Origin of the sequence: Pseudoalteromonas luteoviolacea CPMOR-1, assembly GCF_001625685.1 — a bacterium.
Lineage (GTDB): Bacteria > Pseudomonadota > Gammaproteobacteria > Enterobacterales > Alteromonadaceae > Pseudoalteromonas > Pseudoalteromonas luteoviolacea_K.
On the sequence record NZ_AUYC01000039.1, the window covers coordinates 121842 to 138941 of the forward strand.

The following is a 17100-nucleotide window of genomic DNA, read 5'->3' on the forward strand; positions in this document are numbered from 1 at the left end:
GAAAGATGGAACATTATCTTAGCTTATTTGTAAAAGCTGTTTTCATTGAAAACTTAGCGCTATCTTTCTTCTTAGGTATGTGTACATTCCTTGCGGTATCTAAGAAAGTAACTACCTCGTTTGGTCTTGGTGTTGCTGTTATCTTCGTACTAGGTGTAGCTGTACCGGTAAACAACATCGTTTATCACGCAGTATTAGCACCAGGTGCACTAGAGTGGCTTGGTTTCCCAGAGGCTGACTTAAGCTTCTTGAAATTCTTGACTTTCATCGGTGTAATTGCAGCACTGGTACAGATCCTTGAAATGACTTTGGACAAGTTCTTCCCAGCGCTATACAACGCACTTGGTATTTTCTTGCCACTGATCACAGTAAACTGTGCGATTTTCGGTGCGGTAGCATTCATGGTTGAGCGTAACTACAACCTAGCAGAGTCAGTCGTATTCGGCGTAGGTTCTGGTGTGGGTTGGGCGCTTGCAATTGTATTGCTAGCAGGTCTTCGTGAGAAGATGAAGTATGCTGATATCCCTGACGGTCTTCGTGGTTTAGGTATTACCTTCATCACTGTAGGTCTTATGGGCTTTGGCTTCTTGTCATTCTCTGGTATTTCACTTTAATTAGCGAGGAAACTATACGATGGAAACTATTGTATTAGGTGTAAGTATGTTCATCGCTATCGTTGTGATTTTGGTGCTAGTCATCATCGCAGCGAAATCGAAGCTTGTACCAAGCGGTGACATCACAATCGGCATCAATGGCGATGCAGATAAAGCAATTACTTCAGCACCAGGTGGTAAGCTACTAGGCTCACTAGCTGATGCAGGTATCTTCATTTCATCAGCATGTGGTGGTGGTGGTTCTTGTGGCCAGTGTCGCGTACATGTTCATTCTGGTGGTGGTGATATCCTTCCAACTGAGCTTGACCACATTACTAAAGGTGAAGCACGCGAAGGTTGTCGTCTAGCGTGTCAGGTTGCAGTTAAAACTGACATGGAAATCGAAGTAGAAGAGTCTATCTTCGGTGTTAAAAAGTGGGAATGTACAGTTATCTCTAACGATAACAAAGCGACATTCATCAAAGAGCTTAAGCTTGGTATCCCTGAAGGTGAGGTTGTACCTTTCCGTGCGGGTGGTTATATCCAGATTGAAGCGCCAGCTCACCACGTTAAATACGCTGACTTCGATATTCCTGACGAGTATCGTGGCGACTGGGAGCGTTTCGGCTTCTTTAACCTTGAGTCTAAGGTTGATGACGAAACAATCCGTGCATACTCAATGGCGAACTACCCAGAAGAGTTTGGCATCATCATGCTTAACGTACGTATTGCGACTCCGCCGCCAAATAACCTAAGCCTACCTTGTGGTAAGATGTCATCGTACATCTGGTCACTAAAAGAAGGTGATAAAGTCACTATCTCTGGTCCATTCGGTGAATTCTTCGCGAAAGAAACTGATGCAGAAATGGTATTCGTTGGTGGTGGTGCAGGTATGGCACCAATGCGTTCACACATCTTCGACCAGCTTAAGCGTCTTAACTCAGACCGTAAGATGTCTTTCTGGTACGGTGCACGTTCTAAGCGTGAGATGTTCTACGTAGAAGACTTTGACGGCCTAGCAGCTGACAACGAAAACTTTGAATGGCACGTAGCACTTTCAGATCCTCAACCAGAGGATAACTGGGAAGGTTACACAGGCTTCATCCACAACGTATTACTAGAAAACTATCTGAAGGACCACGAAGCGCCTGAAGATTGTGAGTTCTACATGTGTGGTCCACCGATGATGAACGCGGCTGTTATCAACATGCTGAAAGATCTAGGTGTTGAAGACGAAAACATCCTACTTGATGACTTCGGTGGTTAATTAGGAACTTAGATATGATGATAAATCGTATTTAATAAGATTAAACCCCTAGGGCATTCCCTAGGGGTTTTTTTATATGCTTTAAGGACTAAAAAGTAGATGCAAAAACTCAGCTATTTATTCTCTGTTATTTTTTTGATGTTTTTTTTGTCCGCTTGTGGACAACAGCAAACTCAACAAAAGCCGGTTGAAATTAACGGCAAAACCATGGGAACTACCTATAACATTAAAGTATTTCCTGGTCCGGTGAGCTTAGAAGCGCAGCGTTTTAAGCAAGAAGTGGATGAAGCGCTTGTGGCAGTTAACCAATCCATGTCTACCTACATCCCCGACTCAGAAATCAATCGCTTTAATCGCCTTGAGGCTAATATAGTAATGCCGATTAGTGGCGATTTTCGTGCCGTGATCGCAGAGTCTATTCGCTTAGGTGAGTCGACTAAAACCTTAGATGTGACTATGGGACCACTGATTGATTTATGGGGTTTTGGACCAGATAAAAGACCGACCAAAAGACCTTCGCAATCTGACATTGACGCCATGCAGGCAAATATCGGTGTAAATAAATTAACACTGACAGACGAAGGGCTGGCGAAATCTCTGCCACATCTTGAATTATCTTTTTCAGCGACCGCGAAAGGTTATGGAATCGATAAAGTTGCAAAGTTGATTGAGAAAAAAGGCTTATCTAATTATATGGTAGAGATTGGCGGAGAACTTCGTATCTCTGGTAATAAGCCTGATGGTTCACCTTGGCGAATAGCGATTGAAAAACCAGATGCACCAGCAGGGCAGCGTCAAATACACCGTGTTGTGGAGCCTGGTAATAATGCCATTGCTACGTCAGGGGACTATCGTATTTTTTACGAAATGGATGGCGAGGTATTCACGCACCTAATTGACCCAGGTACAGGCAGGCCGGTTCGTCATGATCTGGTGTCTGTGACGGTGTTACACCCTTCAGCAATGACAGCTGATGGTTTGGCAACGGCGCTTACCGTGATGGGTACGCAACGAGCAAGGGCTTATGCTGAAGAGCATAATCTACCCGTGTACTTGATCAGTAAGACAGACGCTGGCCTAGAGACATTCTCAAGCACTGCGTTTAAGCCGTATTTAGATGTAAAAAAGTAATCAGTGGATTCGGTTAAATATCATTGCTTTTAGTGTGGTAAATTCATTCAACTTTGACGGATTTAGATATATAATATTGTCAATACACCGTCAGTTGCTTGGAACTTGACCAAGCTAGTTTATTGAGGGGCCTTTGCCTATGTCACTATTTATTCTTACCTTTGGGTTACTTATCTTGATCGCTGCAGCTATGGCTGTGGGTGTAATCGTTCAGAAAAAATCAATGGCAAGTAGCTGTGGTGGTTTAGGCTCAATGGGTATCGATAAAATCTGTGATTGTGATGACCCATGTGACAAACGCAAAAAGCGTCTAGCCAAAGAGCAATCTTGGCGCGAAAACCAAATTCTATAATTAGATAAAAACGCAGGCTAGCCTGCGTTTTTATTATCTCCAAGTATATGCTGCAAACTCTTTACTTTGTTCGTCATACTGAAACTACCTTATCAGGTACGTTATTAGGTCAAACCGATCCTCCTTTAACCGAACAAAGTCAAAATCAATTACTAAAAATATTACACGGTTTACCTAGACCTAATCGAGTGCTGAGCTCGCCAAGACTGCGATGTCAGGTTGTAGCAAAAGCATTTTCAGAAAAGCTGGATGTAGAGTTTACAGTCGTCAATGCACTACAAGAAATGCATTTTGGCGAGTGGGATGGTAAAAGCTATGAGTGGCTTTGGCAGCATACTCGCTCCCCGAGTGTTGGCGACTTTTGGCAAAACCCTTGGGCAGTGACGCCGCCTGAAGGAGAGAATATGGCCTGTTTTAATTCGCGAATCAAAGCCTGGTGGCGCACCTTCACATCTCAAAGTAGTGATGACACAATCATCATTGTAACCCATGGAGGGGTTATGAAGCAGCTTCTGGCACACTGGCTAGCTTTACCTGATGGCGCTATCAATCATTTAAATTGTTTTGAAGTTGGATACGGGAAGGTCATTCAGGTGTCTGTTTTCTATGATGAGCAAGGTAAAGCATGGCCGAAAGTTGTGTTTTAGCCATCTAGACTTCATAATACATAAAATTTTTTCGACATTACTTGGGAATGAGGTGAAATCCCTCAGCTGTCCCCGCAACTGTAAAAAATGATTGCACCACTAATCATTTATAGCCAGATACCAAGGTTGAGATAAAGACTTAAGCGGGCGCACTTGGGTCATGTCATGTTACCAAGTCTTGTGTAATGATATATCGGTAATTTGGTATGCGTCCCATCTAGAGGAATTATGGCGGCAACACCAATATCAGTCGATAGCTTACATCTAGTTATCAATAATAAATCTATTTTATCTAACATCAGCTTCTCCGTTGAAGAGGGGCAGTTTATAGGTTTGATCGGGCCTAATGGCGCTGGTAAGTCATCTTTACTGAGGTGTCTATACCGTTTCCAGAGTCCAACATCTGGCGTGATCTGTATAAACGGTAAAGATGTAAGTGAGTATGATCGCCAAAGCTATGCTCGTAAAGTCGCTGCTGTGCTTCAGGAGATCCCAAGTCAATTTAATCTTGCCGTTTTTGATGTCGTTGCTATGGGGCTCACACCCCATAAAAGCTTATTTTCTAGCGTTTCGCTGCGTGATAGACAGGCCATCCACGAAGCGCTATCAAAGGTTGGATTAACTCATAAACAAAAGCAATCTTATGAGTCTTTATCTGGGGGCGAAAAACAACGGGTGATGATAGCAAGAGCCATTGTGCAGCGCCCGAGTTTACTTCTAATGGATGAACCTACCAGTCATTTAGATGTTAAGTATCAAATCGAAATTATGGCGTTAGCTAAGTCATTGGGGATCACTGTAGTTGCTTCTTTCCATGACTTAAACTTGGCTGCAGCCTTATGTGATGCCATGTTAGTTTTAAATCATGGTGAGCTTGTTGCTCATGGCACGCCCAAAGAGGTGGTGAGTGAATCCATGTTATCACATGTTTTTGGCGTCAAAGCCGACGTGACCCTCCAAACATGTCCTGCGAGTGAACAAGAGATCCCACATATTCGTTATCAGTATCACTTATCGAGTGAAGGGGCGTTGTCCTCGAGGGGACGAGCATGAGATTAGCTGCAAGCAGTGCATTGTTACTCGCATGTTTATTTAGCTTTGTGTGTGCTTTAAGCATTGGGGCTGTGCAAGTAGACTTTTACGATGTTTGGTTGGCTTTATGGTCATATGACAACTCGCAATTAGCACAAAAAATTGTTATCGAGCTGAGGTTACCGCGCACCGTACTTGCATTTTTGGCCGGGGCAGGGCTTGCGACAGCAGGACTTATTTTACAAACAGTGACGCGTAACCCCCTAGCTGATCCATATTTATTTGGCATTTCTTCGGGGGCGTCTTTTGGTGTGGTGTTGCTATTGACTTTATTCGGTGTGCAAAGCGCTTTGGCGATGTCTGGTGCAGCTTTGCTTGGCAGCATAGGAGCCATGAGCTTATTGCTCCTTATAGCGTATCATAAAGGCACCGCGCAAATCGAAAATATGTTGCTGGCGGGTGTTGCACTGTCTTTTTTATTTAATGCGTTTACGAGCTTGCTCTTATATTGGAGTGATCCACAAGCGGTTACCGCCATTATCTTTTGGAGTTTAGGTAGTTTTAGTCGTGCCGATTGGATGTGGATGTGGCTCCCCGCTATTGTGGTGTTAGGTGGGATTGTGACAGTCGTGTGTTTTAGGCGGCATCTAAATGCGTTGCTCTTGGGCGATGAAAGTGCAGTGACCTTAGGCGTTAATGTACACAGGTTGCGCTTGGGCATGTTACTAGTGAGCTCCTTGATCACAGCTGTGTTAGTCGCCGCATGCGGCGGTGTCGGTTTTGTTGGCTTAATGATCCCACACATAGTGCGATTTTTTATCTCTCAAGCACGTGTATTAGGCATGTTAGTCACTGCTTTAAGTGGTGGATTATTGATGCTGTGGGTGGATGTGTTAGCCCGAATAATCATAGAAAACCAAGAGTTACCTATTGGTGTGATTACTGCGGCCATAGGTAGCGTCTTTTTCTTATCTTTACTTATGTTTCGCAAGCGAGCGGCAAGTATTTAACAGAGGCACGTATGATCCCTGCTTTAAATTTAACACACAGTGATTTTGTTCAGCAAAAACTAGATTTAAAAACAAAACCTCAAGGCTCCTTGGGTAAGTTAGAGGCACTGGCAAAGCAGCTGGTGTTGATATACGCACAAGGCATGTCGAAAGAGGTCATTACTGCGCAGCAGTTTAACATTGCAAACCCATCGCTCAGTATTTTTGCAGGCGATCATGGTATCGCCACTGAAGGCGTCTCTATTGCGCCGAGTGAAGTCACCGGCCAAATGGTGGCTAATTTTGCTGATGGCGGTGCTGCGATTTGCGTATTAGCCCGTCAGTTGGGCTGGCGTCTGAATATAGTGGATTGCGGTATTCTTAAGTCTGTCCAAAGCAGTCATGTGATTGACAACAGGCTTGGGGCAACGACTGCACCTTTTCATTTGCAACCGGCGATGAGTGAGGCTCAGTTAGCGCAAAGCTTTGATAATGCCAAACAGCTTGTTGCAGCAGAGTTGCACGTGGGTTGTAATTTATTTGCGTTTGGTGAAATGGGGATAGGGAATACCACGTCTGCTGCCGCCATTTTTTCTGCGCTGTGTAACTTATCACCGAAGGAAACTGTCGGGCAGGGCACTGGCGTAAGCCAAGATATTGTTGCTAAAAAACAGCTGCTGATAGAGCAGGCGCTTGACCTTCATCAGTTGGACTGCAACGACCCAAAACAGATTTTACAATGCGTTGGCGGATTTGAAATTGCCCATATGGTTGGTGCTATGCTCGCCGTCGCGGAGGCGCAAAAACCAATTTTAGTGGATGGTTTTATTGCGACAGCTGCGGCTATGTTGGTCATTTCGATGGCGCCCAATGCGAAGCAATATATGGTGTTTGCGCATTGTTCTAACGAACAAGGGCATAAGAAGATGCTAGAGTGGCTAAATGTAGAGCCATTACTGCAGTTAGATATGCGCTTAGGAGAAGGAAGCGGTGCAGCATTAGCACTGCCTATCATTCAAAGTGCATTAGCGATTTATAACGATATGGCGAGCTTTTCTCAGGCGCAAGTAACCCAGGTTGTTGGCTGATATGACACAGTGGTCTTTATTTAAATTGGCCGTGATATTTTTAACTCGGGTCCCGATTAAATTAACGGCGTCTGTTACGGATGCCGATATAAATCAGTCTAGTCGTTACTTTGCCTGTGTGGGTGTTTGCATCGGCTTGGTGATGGTACTCCTCCTGTGGGCTTTGTCGCTTGTATTACCAATGAGTGTGGCGATTTTATTTACTATCGGGGCTAGCTTATTGCTCACAGGCGCATTCCATGAAGATGGGTTTGCAGATGTGTGGGATGGATTTGGCGGCGGCTGGAGTCAGCAGCAGAAGCTGGACATCATGAAGGACAGTCGCTTGGGCACCTATGGAAGTGTAGCGCTACTTATCTTAATGCTGAGTAAATTTCACCTGATGCTTGCTCTTAGCAGCAACCTATCCGCACTGTTATGGGGAGTTGTGCTTGCGCAGTCATTGAGCCGCCTAAACGCGACCAGTTTGATTGGCAAGTTGCCTTATGTACAGTTAGATACACAGAGTAAAGTAAAGCCTGTGGCAAAAAGCCTACAATTATCCTGCCGTACAGCTTTATATCTAACAGGCATTGCCGTGCTAGCTGCTGCTTGTGTCTACTCAGTGCTCACGTTATGGCAAGTGATTGCTTTAATCGTCACTTTATGGCTCACCCGCCTTGTGTGCCAGTATTGGTTTAAAACACAGCTGGGCGGTTACACTGGAGATTGCTTGGGCGCAGCGCAGCAAATCTCAGAATTAATGATTTATATCTTTTTGGTTGTAAGCCTTATATGACTAAGCATGTTGAACTAATTTTGGGTGGTGCACGCTCGGGGAAGAGCGCGCTTGCCGAGCAAAGAGCACAAAGCTGGTTGGAGAGTGGCTTAGTCAAAGAGCTTATCTATGTGGCAACTGCGCAAAGTAAAGATGAGGAGATGGCTGAGCGCATTGCACACCATCGAGCCTCAAGGCTTTCTTGCTGGAAAGTGATTGAATGTCCATGGCATATTGCCCCGCTTATTGCCTCGTTGTCACCGTCCCAATGCGTGCTAGTTGATTGCTTAACATTATGGCTGACTTATGGATTGTGTGAAGTTGAATTCCCAGAGTACGAAAAACAAAAATCTCAATTGCTCACAGCACTTCAAGATACGAAAGGCAAGGTCATACTAGTGAGCAACGAAGTGGGCCATGGCATTGTTCCTCTCGGGGCGCTGAGTCGTCAATTTGTAGATGAGTCAGGTCGTTTGCATCAACACATTGCAGCAGTGGCAGATCATGTGGATTTTGTCATGGCAGGTTTAACATTAAATTTAAAAAGTGGACAAAAATGAAGACATTGATGGTACAGGGCACCACTTCAGATGCAGGTAAGAGCACGTTAGTTGCAGGCCTGTGTCGTGTAGCGGCCAGGAAGGGACTTAAAGTTGCCCCTTTCAAGCCACAAAATATGGCGCTTAATAGCGCCGTAACGCCCTGTGGTGGAGAGATTGGTCGTGCACAGGCCTTGCAAGCGATGGCGGCAAAGGTGCCACTCAGTGTTGATTTTAACCCTATCTTGCTCAAACCAAATTCCGATACGGGCGCACAAGTGATTGTGCATGGCCAAGCACTGACCAATATGGAAGCGGGCAAGTACCATGATTATAAAGCGGTTGCGATGCAGGCTGTGATTGAGTCCCATGAGCGCTTAGGACAAATATATCAATATTGCATGGTGGAGGGCGCAGGGAGTCCCGCTGAAATCAATTTGCGAGAAAACGACATTGCCAATATGGGGTTTGCCTGTAAAGTCGAATGCCCGGTGATTATAATTGCTGATATTGATAAAGGCGGTGTATTTGCCCACCTTGTTGGGACGCTTGCCTTGCTAAGTGAACAGGAGCAGGCCTTAGTACAAGGCTTTGTGATCAACCGGTTTCGTGGTGATATTGGTTTATTGCAATCTGGTTTAGATTGGTTAGAGAACTACACGGGCAAGCCCGTATTAGGCGTTTTGCCTTACTTACATGATTTGGCATTGGATGCGGAAGACGCAATTACCATCGAGAATCGCACCGACGATGCAATGATACGTGTTGCTGTTTTACTGTTACCTCACATTTCCAATCATACCGATTTTGACAGTTTGAGATTAAATGAAAAAGTGGATTTAAGATATGTGCGTCATGGTGAGAAAATTGGCAGTGTTGATCTGATCATTATTCCGGGCAGTAAAAATGTCATCAATGATTTGGCCTTTTTACTCAGCGAAGGCTGGGATAAAGAAATCTATCGGCACATTAGGTATCAAGGCAAGGTGTTGGGTATTTGTGGTGGATTGCAAATGCTCGGGCAAGAAATTACAGATCCGTTGAATATAGAATCAACTCAAACTCGTACTAATGCACTCGGTTTGGCGGCACTAACTACAGAGCTTGGTGAAAAAAAGCAGCTAACCAATGTGTCTGGGCACTGCTTATTAAATGGCACAGCAGTCGCCATTTCCGGGTATGAAATTCACTGTGGTCAAAGTCGTGGGGAGGCGCTAGCGCAGCCGTTCCTCACTTTCGATGAACATCCATTAGGTATGCAAAAAGATGGCTTTATTTCAAATGATAATTTGATAGCGGGTACTTACTTACATGGGCTGTTTGATAATCCTGTTGCGAGCCGTGCTATTTTACAATGGGCATGTGATAAGCAGTTTGATTTTGATGGCTTTGATCTTGCGCAGCACCGTGAAGTACAGCTTGATAGATTAGCGGATATGTGTGAGCAGCATTTAGATATAGATAAGATTTTTGAACTCAAGGTATAGGAGTCCAGTATGACGGATAAGAATCAAGATAAGCACAAACAGCGACAGCAAAAAGTAAAAGAGCAAGTAGACCAAAAGGTCGCTGAAGCGAACATTGAACAGGGTATCTTGCAGGTGATCACCGGCAATGGTAAAGGCAAATCAACATCTGGCTTTGGCACTGTTGCCCGTTGCGTAGGTCATGGTATGAACGCTGCAGTGGTGCAATTTATTAAAGGGACATGGGAATGCGGTGAGCGCAATTTACTAGAGAAGGCGGGTGTCCCATTTGCGGTGATGAAAACGGGCTTTACGTGGGAAACACAAGATAGGGAAAGCGATACACAAGCTGCACAAGCAACGTGGCAGCATGCAAAAGCATGGTTGCAAGATGAGAATATTGACTTGGTTTTATTAGATGAGCTGACTTATATGGTGAGTTACGACTATCTAGACCTTGATGAGGTGATTGAAACGCTCAGTAATAGACCTAAAATGCAGTCAGTGATCATCACAGGTCGCGGTGCGCACCGCAGGCTGACTGAGCTTGCGGATACAGTGAGTGAAGTGAGAAATGTAAAACATGCGTTTGAAGCTGGTATTCAGGCGCAAAAAGGGTTTGATTACTAATGACCAGACATATTTGGTGGCTGTTTATGGGCCTGCTAGTGTCTGTAAGCAGCTTCGCGCAAGAGAAGAAGCAGCCCAGTCGGATCATCGCATTGGCACCGCATATCGTTGAAAATCTATATGCGATTGGGGCTGGTGATAAAATAGTCGGTACTGTGGAATACGCGGATTACCCAGAGGCAGCTAATCGTATTCCTCGAATTGGGGGATATCACGGAATACAACTGGAAAAAGTACTTGCGCTGGCACCTGATCTGGTCATCGTTTGGAAAAACGGTAACAAAGAAGCGGATATTGAAAAGATAAAATCACTGGGTATTCCGATTGCATACAGTGTGTCTAAAGATATACGCCAAGTCCCAACGGAATTGATTAAACTAGGCAAACTCACAGGGCATGAAGTGCAAGCAGAGCAACTTGCTGATAAATTTAATACACGTTATCAGAATATCATTAACCAGTATCATGATAAGGTCGCCGTGGATGTTTTTTATCAGCTTTGGCCATCTCCATTGATGACCATCAATGGCAAAACTTGGATACATCAGACACTGAATATGTGTGGCGTGCGCAATGTATTTGCCGAGGCAACAACCGACTACCCGCAAATTAGTCTCGAGAATGTGATTGCCAAGCACCCTCAGGTTATTATTATTCCAAACGAGAAAGCGGTAAAACAACCGCAGCAAGTTCAGTGGCAAAAGTGGACAGAGATCCCCGCCGTTAAACACAAGCAATATATTGAGGTGGATGCAGATTTATTGCATCGTTTTAGCACACGTATGCTAGAAGGGGTGCAAGATATGTGTGATAAACTCCATGCTTCAAGAAACTATTACGGAAAGTGACTATGATATCGTGGCAAACGCTTATTGAAGCGCAAACGCAGCAGCCTTATTTGCAGGAAACTTTGGCACATGTTGCGCTAAGACGTAGTGAAGGCGTGACAGTGTACCCACCGGATGAGCAGGTGTTTGCAGCGCTTTCAGAAACGGCACTCGAGGATGTTAAGGTTGTGATTCTCGGACAAGATCCATACCACGGCCCCAACCAGGCCCACGGGCTATGCTTTTCGGTATTGCCTGGGGTAAAGACGCCGCCTTCTTTGGTAAATATGTATAAAGAGTTAGCTAACGATATAGATGGATTTGAGGTCCCCGACCATGGTTACTTATTACCTTGGGCTCAGCAAGGTGTTTTGTTATTAAACACAGTGTTGACTGTTGAACAAGGTCAGGCGCACTCTCATAAACAGCTAGGGTGGGAGCGTTTCACCGATGTGGTGATAAATACCATAAATGAGCACTGCGAGGGGGTGGTATTTTTACTCTGGGGCGCACACGCGCAAAAGAAAGGTAAAGGGATAGACACGTCACGGCATCATGTTTTACATGCACCACATCCATCACCGCTGTCTGCACACAGAGGCTTTTTTGGCTGCCAACATTTTTCCAAGACCAACGCATTACTTCAATCTATGGATAAATCTCCCATCGATTGGCAAATATGAAACCAGATAACTGACGTGCTAAGCACGTCAGTGGGTTTGATACAGACAAACAAAAAGGCTCTATAGTAGAGCCTTTTTGCTATATAAAATCGAGTTCGTCTAAATCGACACTGTCTGCGAATATATCTAGTTCTTCCAATTCCTTACGAAGGCGTTGTCGGTCTTTTAGCGCTTCTATTTCACGCCATTTTCTTTTTTTCCCCTTCGAAGAGGCTCTTTTTTTTGGTTCTGGACTTTCTACAACTTCAATCATATCGTCTAGGCTATCCATGAATATCTCCTATTGATGTACTAACCTCAAAACATGTGCTTAAGCATTACCCCATTTGCATGAAAAACACACTTGAGTAATGCTGGTATACCACAGACAGTAGAAAAATAAAACACAAATATGTCTTTAAAGTGAAAACAAGGTGACAGTTTGATGACATTAAAGAGTGAAAATATTAATTATTCAGGTTTCAAACGTTGTATCTTTATGGGTACAATGTGGCCTCGAAACGATATTTAAGGAGAATAATTATGAAAATAGCTTTATTGGTTTTATCTTTGATATTCGCATCTTTTGCTGCTTTATCAAACCCTTCAGATGCATCGGGTAAGTCGATTGACCAAGTTTTTACATGTGGAGAGGATTTTGCTGTATTGATGGGTAATCAATTTTACTTGTTAGACAGCAAAGAGTTTTCAGAAGGCCAATATAATCGTTTGTACAGTATGGCCATGACAATGGCGGCAACAGGCAAAGCGGCTGGCAATGTATTCAATCGTAGTGACACGCCGATGAAATGGTGTGGTAATACCGTAATCAAAATTAGAAATTTGAGCATGCGTCGATAGTTTGTTTTAAATAGCAAAAAAGCGCCCAATGAGGCGCTTTTTTAATTTTCAGTTCCCACTATAATTTAGAAACTTCAGACTCTAATATTTCTTGCGCGTGAGCGAACGCTCTGATGCCCTCAGCAAGCTTTTCAGTTGCCATTGCATCTTGGTTATGCAACCAGCGGAATTCACTCTCTGTAAGCGGTGCAGGCTTATCTGCTGACGCTTGTGCGTTTTCTAGTAGATAATCATCAGCTGCCGGTAACTCTCCTAGCTCTTCTAATAGCGCAGGGCTAATAGTCAGCTTATCACAACCAGTTAGTGCAACGATTTCACCTGTATTGCGGAAACTTGCGCCCATCACCACTGTTTTGTAGCCATGACGCTTGTAGAAGTCATAAATCGTGCGAACAGATTGAACACCTGGATCGTCTAACGGATCTGTTGGTTTATCGACACCGTTCGCCACATGCCAGTCAAGGATACGACCAACAAAAGGCGAGATTAAAAATACGTTTGCATCTGCACATGCGCGCGCTTGCGCTTGGCTGAATAGCAGCGTTAGGTTACATTTTACGCCTTGTTTTTCAAGTGCTTCAGCTGCTTTTATACCTTCCCAAGTGGAAGCTATTTTGATTAAGATCTTATCTTTGCTTACACCTTGCTCTGCATAAAGCGCAAGCAGCTGCTCTGCTTTTGCAATCGTCGCCTGAGTATCAAATGATAAACGCGCATCGACTTCTGTCGAGATATAGCCAGGTACGATGTTAGCAATCTCTTTACCAATTAAAACCGCGAAATAGTCACAAGCTAGTTCAATTTGTTTTTGCTCATCTTGCTCTTGCGATTTTGCGTAATCTAACGCTTGTTTTAGAAACGGCTGATAGGCAGGCGTCTGTGCTGCTTTTAATAAAAGAGAAGGGTTTGTTGTTGCGTCTTCCGGTTGGTGTTTACGGATCGCTTCGATGTCGCCCGTATCGGCAACGATCGATGAATGCTGTTTTAGCCTATCTAATGCTGAAGTCATGCTGTCCTCATTCCTAATTTTGCAGCTTAAATAAATTACACACCTTATGTTGCAATACCGTGATCAGCTTTTATAGGTCAAATGTCCTTATGATGGATTATCATATGGCTCGACATAGCCGGTTTAGTTATTGTTATGTTCAGGTGAGTTGTGTTTACCCACAGTAAAGGTGCGGTCTTACCTTGCGGCTATTTGTTTGAACACCCAAAGGCGGAAGATTTTACGCTTGCGATCAACTGTGGATAGTGTTGAAATTGACATTAATCAATATTTAAGTCAATAGGCTATCAATGATCACGGTTATTTCACCTGCAAAAAATCTCGATTACGACTCTAGTGCGCCGACAACGCGCCACACCCTACCTGAGTTATTGACGCATTCTGAAGCATTAATTTCAGTCTGTCGTGACTTAAGTCCTCAAGAAATCGGTAGTTTGATGAAAATCAGCGATAAACTGGCTGGTTTAAATGCGGCAAGATTTGCCGACTGGTCTCAGCCATTTACAACTGATAATGCAAAACAAGCGATTTTTGCGTTTAATGGTGATGTGTACACTGGCCTTGATGCGACCACATTATCAGAAGAAGCTATTGACTACACTCAGCAACACTTAAGAATCTTGTCTGGCCTTTACGGGGTACTAAAACCATTAGATCTTATGCAGGCATACCGTCTAGAGATGGGCACAAAATTGGCGAATACGCGCGGGAAAAACTTGTATGAGTTTTGGGGCACGGTTATCGCAGAAAAACTGAATGAAGCATTGTCAGCGTCAGGTTCTAATCAGCTTATTAACTTGGCCTCCAATGAATACTTTAAAGCCGTAAACAAAAAAGCACTTAATGCTGACATTATTACTCCGGTATTTAAAGATTGTAAAAATGGCCAATATAAAGTGATTAGCTTCTATGCGAAAAAAGCGCGTGGCATGATGGCCAGATATATTATGGAAAATAATGTTAAAGACATTGAGTCACTGAAAGCATTCGACATCGCGGGCTATTATTTTAGTGAAGAAGCGACACAAAAAGCGAATGAGCCGGTATTTTTGCGTGAAGAGCAAGCCTAGTTATTGTATTTAGCTCTAAAAAGCACTGAATGCACAACGCAGTACGTTAGTGATTATTACCTCATCGTATTAGACCGCTGTGATGAGGTAACATATGCTGTAACCGTCTGACTTGTTCGTTCATCACCCTGTTTTCATTTCGATATTACTTTCTAGCCTTAGCTGAAACCGTCTATTTTTTGCAAAAAAGTAAGGACACTGAATAATGAATAAAAATGTCTTTTTATTGGCATGCTGCCAAGGGCTGATGACCACGGGTAATATCTTACTGGTGACAATCAGTGCTTTAGTTGGCCAAAAGCTAAGTGCGTCAGACACCTTGATCACTTTGCCGATCGCGACCCAAATGTTGGGATTACTGCTTGCAACTGTACCTGCTTCATTGGTGATGGCTAAAACCGGCCGAAAGTTAGGTTTTAGTATGGGCAATCTGATTGGTACCTCTGGTGCAATATTGGGGTATTTGGCACTGATAAATAGTCAGTTTTATTTATTTTGTTTAGCCACATTTCTCATTGGTATCGGTATTGGCTTCGCCACCTTGTATCGTTTTGCTGCCATTGAGGTCAGTGACAAACCTGCACGTGCTATTTCGATGATTATGGCCAGTGGCGTTATCGCAGCAGTGCTGGGGCCCAACTTGGCAGTTTGGGTGAATCACTACTTACCGGAGATTAATTTTGCAAATTCATTTTTGGCATTGACCTGTGTGTATTTACTTGCTCTGACACTATTACAACTGGTCGCTTTCAATGAGATATCAGGTCAACAAAGCCTTTTTCAACAAAGGCCAATTAAACTGATAATAACTCAGCCGCAATTTATGATTGCCGCATTCATAGGCATGATAAGTTACTCTGTCATGAACTTATTGATGACAGCAACTCCGCTGGCAATGCATCGTCATGGTTTTGATTTAGCAGATTCTGCTTTGGTAATTGAGTGGCATGTACTTGGTATGTTCTTACCTTCTTTTTTCACGGGTAAGCTGGTGGAGAAATACACACCGGTGGCAGTGATTATGATTGGGTGTTTACTCATGCTGGGTTGCGCCATCATTAATCTACTGGGAGTGAGCCATTGGCACTTCTTGATAGCCTTATTTTTGCTCGGTGTGGGGTGGAATTTTATGTTTATTAGTGCCACCTCATTGGTGAGTGAGACCTACCGTCCGCACGAGCGCGCTAAGGCGCAAGCGTCGAATGAGTTTGTGGTTTTTAGTATGGTGGTACTCTCGTCTTTGTTTGCTGGTTGGCTAGAGAGCAAAATTGGTTGGCAGGCTTTAAATGTGTGGTCTATCCCCGTTGTTTTGTTGGCTTTCATAGCATCCGTTTGGTTTAGACGACGCTCACCCCTTTTGCCAATTGCAGATAAGCCTTAACAATTTCATCTCGAAACAGAAGGTCTGAGTGTTTATGTTGTATACGGTATGATTGACAGTAGGTGACAGGGTCTACCTGTGTTTGTTGCAATAAGTGTTCTGGCAGGTGGTTATAGTGAGTATACCAAGCCGTTTTTATGTGATTTGGTGTGCTTGGCAAGGTGGCTAATACGCGCTCACTTAAGGTAAATTCTGATGTCCTGGCCAATGAGATCATGTCATCATTGGCGGCACCCAGCCAGCAAACGCCTTGCTGATTGACACACACAAGCGGTAAAAACGGTGCAAGTGCAGGAAATACGTCATTTTTATATAAAGTAACTTGCCAGTATTTTTGTGCAATAGCACAAAACTGCTCAAAGCTTGAGATGGGACTAAAGCCGCTTTTTTCAAGTTTTACCACCTCTACACGTGGTTTGTTTGGGTTCACGGTATCGTTTGCGGCATCAATATACCAGTCGTCAATTAAAATGGCATTTTGGAAGTATTCATCTCTGAGAGATCCCCAGACTGGTTTAAGTGTTTGCTCACCACTTAACTGGGCTGCAAGGGGCTTTATTGCTTCAGGTATTTTCTCTTGTGCTAATTGTATATGTAGTTTATCAAGTATGGCGTTGCGAATCTCTTTGCAACGTCCAAGAGGGTAGGGCTTTCCCGCAAAGCTTGGATATTGTTTTGCTAATACAGGATCGATTTCGAGCCTTAGGTGTGCCAAGTGACTTTCTAATTGTTGCCGTTGCTGCTCATTCATGATGATTAGATTTTATATTGATCTTCGTAAAGTGTGATATTTAAACAC

Annotated in this window: 20 protein-coding genes and 1 riboswitch; of the genes, 17 read left to right on the forward strand and 3 right to left on the reverse strand. The window is 43.8% G+C overall.

All coding sequences use genetic code 11. The annotated features are described in order from the left end of the window. The first annotated feature begins 5 nt into the window (after positions 1-5). From nqrE to ung, 14 genes are all read left to right on the forward strand, one after another. The gene (gene nqrE, locus N473_RS17840; RefSeq protein WP_023399566.1) at positions 6-614 is read left to right on the forward strand and encodes an NADH:ubiquinone reductase (Na(+)-transporting) subunit E; all 609 of its coding nucleotides are present in this window, start codon (positions 6-8) and stop codon (positions 612-614) included. A 19-nt stretch (positions 615-633) separates the two neighbouring features. Continuing rightward, positions 634-1860, forward strand: coding sequence for an NADH:ubiquinone reductase (Na(+)-transporting) subunit F (gene nqrF / locus N473_RS17845; RefSeq protein ID WP_039611688.1), 1227 nt, complete (start codon positions 634-636; stop codon positions 1858-1860). A 99-nt stretch (positions 1861-1959) separates the two neighbouring features. Further along, entirely contained in the window at positions 1960-2991 is a 1032-nt protein-coding gene (locus N473_RS17850; RefSeq protein ID WP_063369095.1) for an FAD:protein FMN transferase, read from the forward strand. Between the two features lie 139 nt (positions 2992-3130). Further along, positions 3131-3343: a (Na+)-NQR maturation NqrM gene (gene nqrM, locus N473_RS17855; protein ID WP_039611686.1), complete on the forward strand. Its 213-nt coding sequence runs from the start codon at positions 3131-3133 to the stop codon at positions 3341-3343. A 47-nt stretch (positions 3344-3390) separates the two neighbouring features. Further along, positions 3391-3990, forward strand: a complete 600-nt coding sequence (locus tag N473_RS17860; RefSeq protein ID WP_063369096.1) for a histidine phosphatase family protein — start codon at positions 3391-3393, stop codon at positions 3988-3990. Positions 3991-3998: 8 nt separating this feature from the next. Further along, positions 3999-4134, forward strand: a riboswitch (cobalamin riboswitch). Between the two features lie 84 nt (positions 4135-4218). Continuing rightward, positions 4219-5043 carry an ABC transporter ATP-binding protein gene (locus N473_RS17865; RefSeq protein WP_063369097.1) on the forward strand — a complete coding sequence of 275 codons (825 nt, stop codon included), beginning with the start codon at positions 4219-4221 and terminating at the stop codon, positions 5041-5043. Beyond that, positions 5040-6032, forward strand: a complete 993-nt coding sequence (locus N473_RS17870) for a FecCD family ABC transporter permease (RefSeq protein WP_063369098.1) — start codon at positions 5040-5042, stop codon at positions 6030-6032. The genes N473_RS17865 and N473_RS17870 overlap by 4 nt, the downstream gene beginning before the upstream one ends. An 11-nt stretch (positions 6033-6043) precedes the next feature. After that, positions 6044-7099: a nicotinate-nucleotide--dimethylbenzimidazole phosphoribosyltransferase gene (gene cobT / locus N473_RS17875; protein WP_063369099.1), complete on the forward strand. Its 1056-nt coding sequence runs from the start codon at positions 6044-6046 to the stop codon at positions 7097-7099. A 1-nt stretch (position 7100) separates the two neighbouring features. Then, positions 7101-7877 (forward strand): adenosylcobinamide-GDP ribazoletransferase, encoded by a 777-nt coding sequence (locus tag N473_RS17880; protein WP_063369100.1) that lies wholly within the window; start codon positions 7101-7103, stop codon positions 7875-7877. Next, positions 7874-8416, forward strand: coding sequence for a bifunctional adenosylcobinamide kinase/adenosylcobinamide-phosphate guanylyltransferase (cobU, locus tag N473_RS17885; protein WP_063369101.1), 543 nt, complete (start codon positions 7874-7876; stop codon positions 8414-8416). Before N473_RS17880 ends, cobU begins: the two co-directional genes overlap by 4 nt. Next, on the forward strand, positions 8413-9882 hold the full coding sequence (locus N473_RS17890) for a cobyric acid synthase (RefSeq protein WP_063369102.1): 1470 nt from the start codon (positions 8413-8415) through the stop codon (positions 9880-9882). Before cobU ends, N473_RS17890 begins: the two co-directional genes overlap by 4 nt. 9 nt (positions 9883-9891) lie before the next feature. Beyond that, positions 9892-10491, forward strand: coding sequence for a cob(I)yrinic acid a,c-diamide adenosyltransferase (cobO, locus tag N473_RS17895; RefSeq protein WP_063369103.1), 600 nt, complete (start codon positions 9892-9894; stop codon positions 10489-10491). Continuing rightward, entirely contained in the window at positions 10491-11339 is an 849-nt protein-coding gene (locus N473_RS17900) for a cobalamin-binding protein (RefSeq protein ID WP_063369104.1), read from the forward strand. The genes cobO and N473_RS17900 overlap by 1 nt, the downstream gene beginning before the upstream one ends. Before the next feature lie 2 nt (positions 11340-11341). Beyond that, positions 11342-12001, forward strand: coding sequence for a uracil-DNA glycosylase (gene ung, locus N473_RS17905; protein ID WP_063369105.1), 660 nt, complete (start codon positions 11342-11344; stop codon positions 11999-12001). Positions 12002-12080: 79 nt separating this feature from the next. Here the strand turns inward: ung and N473_RS17910 are convergent, their stop codons facing one another. Continuing rightward, on the reverse strand, positions 12081-12272 hold the full coding sequence (locus N473_RS17910; RefSeq protein ID WP_039611677.1) for a DUF3545 family protein: 192 nt from the start codon (positions 12270-12272) through the stop codon (positions 12081-12083). Positions 12273-12523: 251 nt separating this feature from the next. Here N473_RS17910 and N473_RS17915 point away from each other — a divergent pair, with 251 nt between their 5' ends. Then, a complete protein-coding gene (locus N473_RS17915; protein ID WP_063369106.1) occupies positions 12524-12841 on the forward strand; it encodes a hypothetical protein in 318 nt (105 codons plus the stop codon). Between the two features lie 58 nt (positions 12842-12899). Here the strand turns inward: N473_RS17915 and tal are convergent, their stop codons facing one another. Then, positions 12900-13850, reverse strand: a complete 951-nt coding sequence (gene tal / locus N473_RS17920; RefSeq protein ID WP_063369107.1) for a transaldolase — start codon at positions 13848-13850, stop codon at positions 12900-12902. A 290-nt stretch (positions 13851-14140) separates the two neighbouring features. On the opposite strand from tal, the gene yaaA reads away from it, so the two are divergent. Together yaaA and N473_RS17930 are read left to right on the forward strand one after the other, a co-directional pair. Continuing rightward, positions 14141-14920 (forward strand): peroxide stress protein YaaA, encoded by a 780-nt coding sequence (yaaA, locus tag N473_RS17925; protein WP_039611675.1) that lies wholly within the window; start codon positions 14141-14143, stop codon positions 14918-14920. Between the two features lie 205 nt (positions 14921-15125). After that, positions 15126-16301, forward strand: a complete 1176-nt coding sequence (locus N473_RS17930; RefSeq protein WP_063369108.1) for an MFS transporter — start codon at positions 15126-15128, stop codon at positions 16299-16301. Here the strand turns inward: N473_RS17930 and N473_RS17935 are convergent. After that, the gene (locus N473_RS17935; protein ID WP_063369109.1) at positions 16258-17052 is read right to left on the reverse strand and encodes a hypothetical protein; all 795 of its coding nucleotides are present in this window, start codon (positions 17050-17052) and stop codon (positions 16258-16260) included. The genes N473_RS17930 and N473_RS17935 overlap by 44 nt on opposite strands. Between the last annotated feature and the right edge of the window lie 48 nt (positions 17053-17100).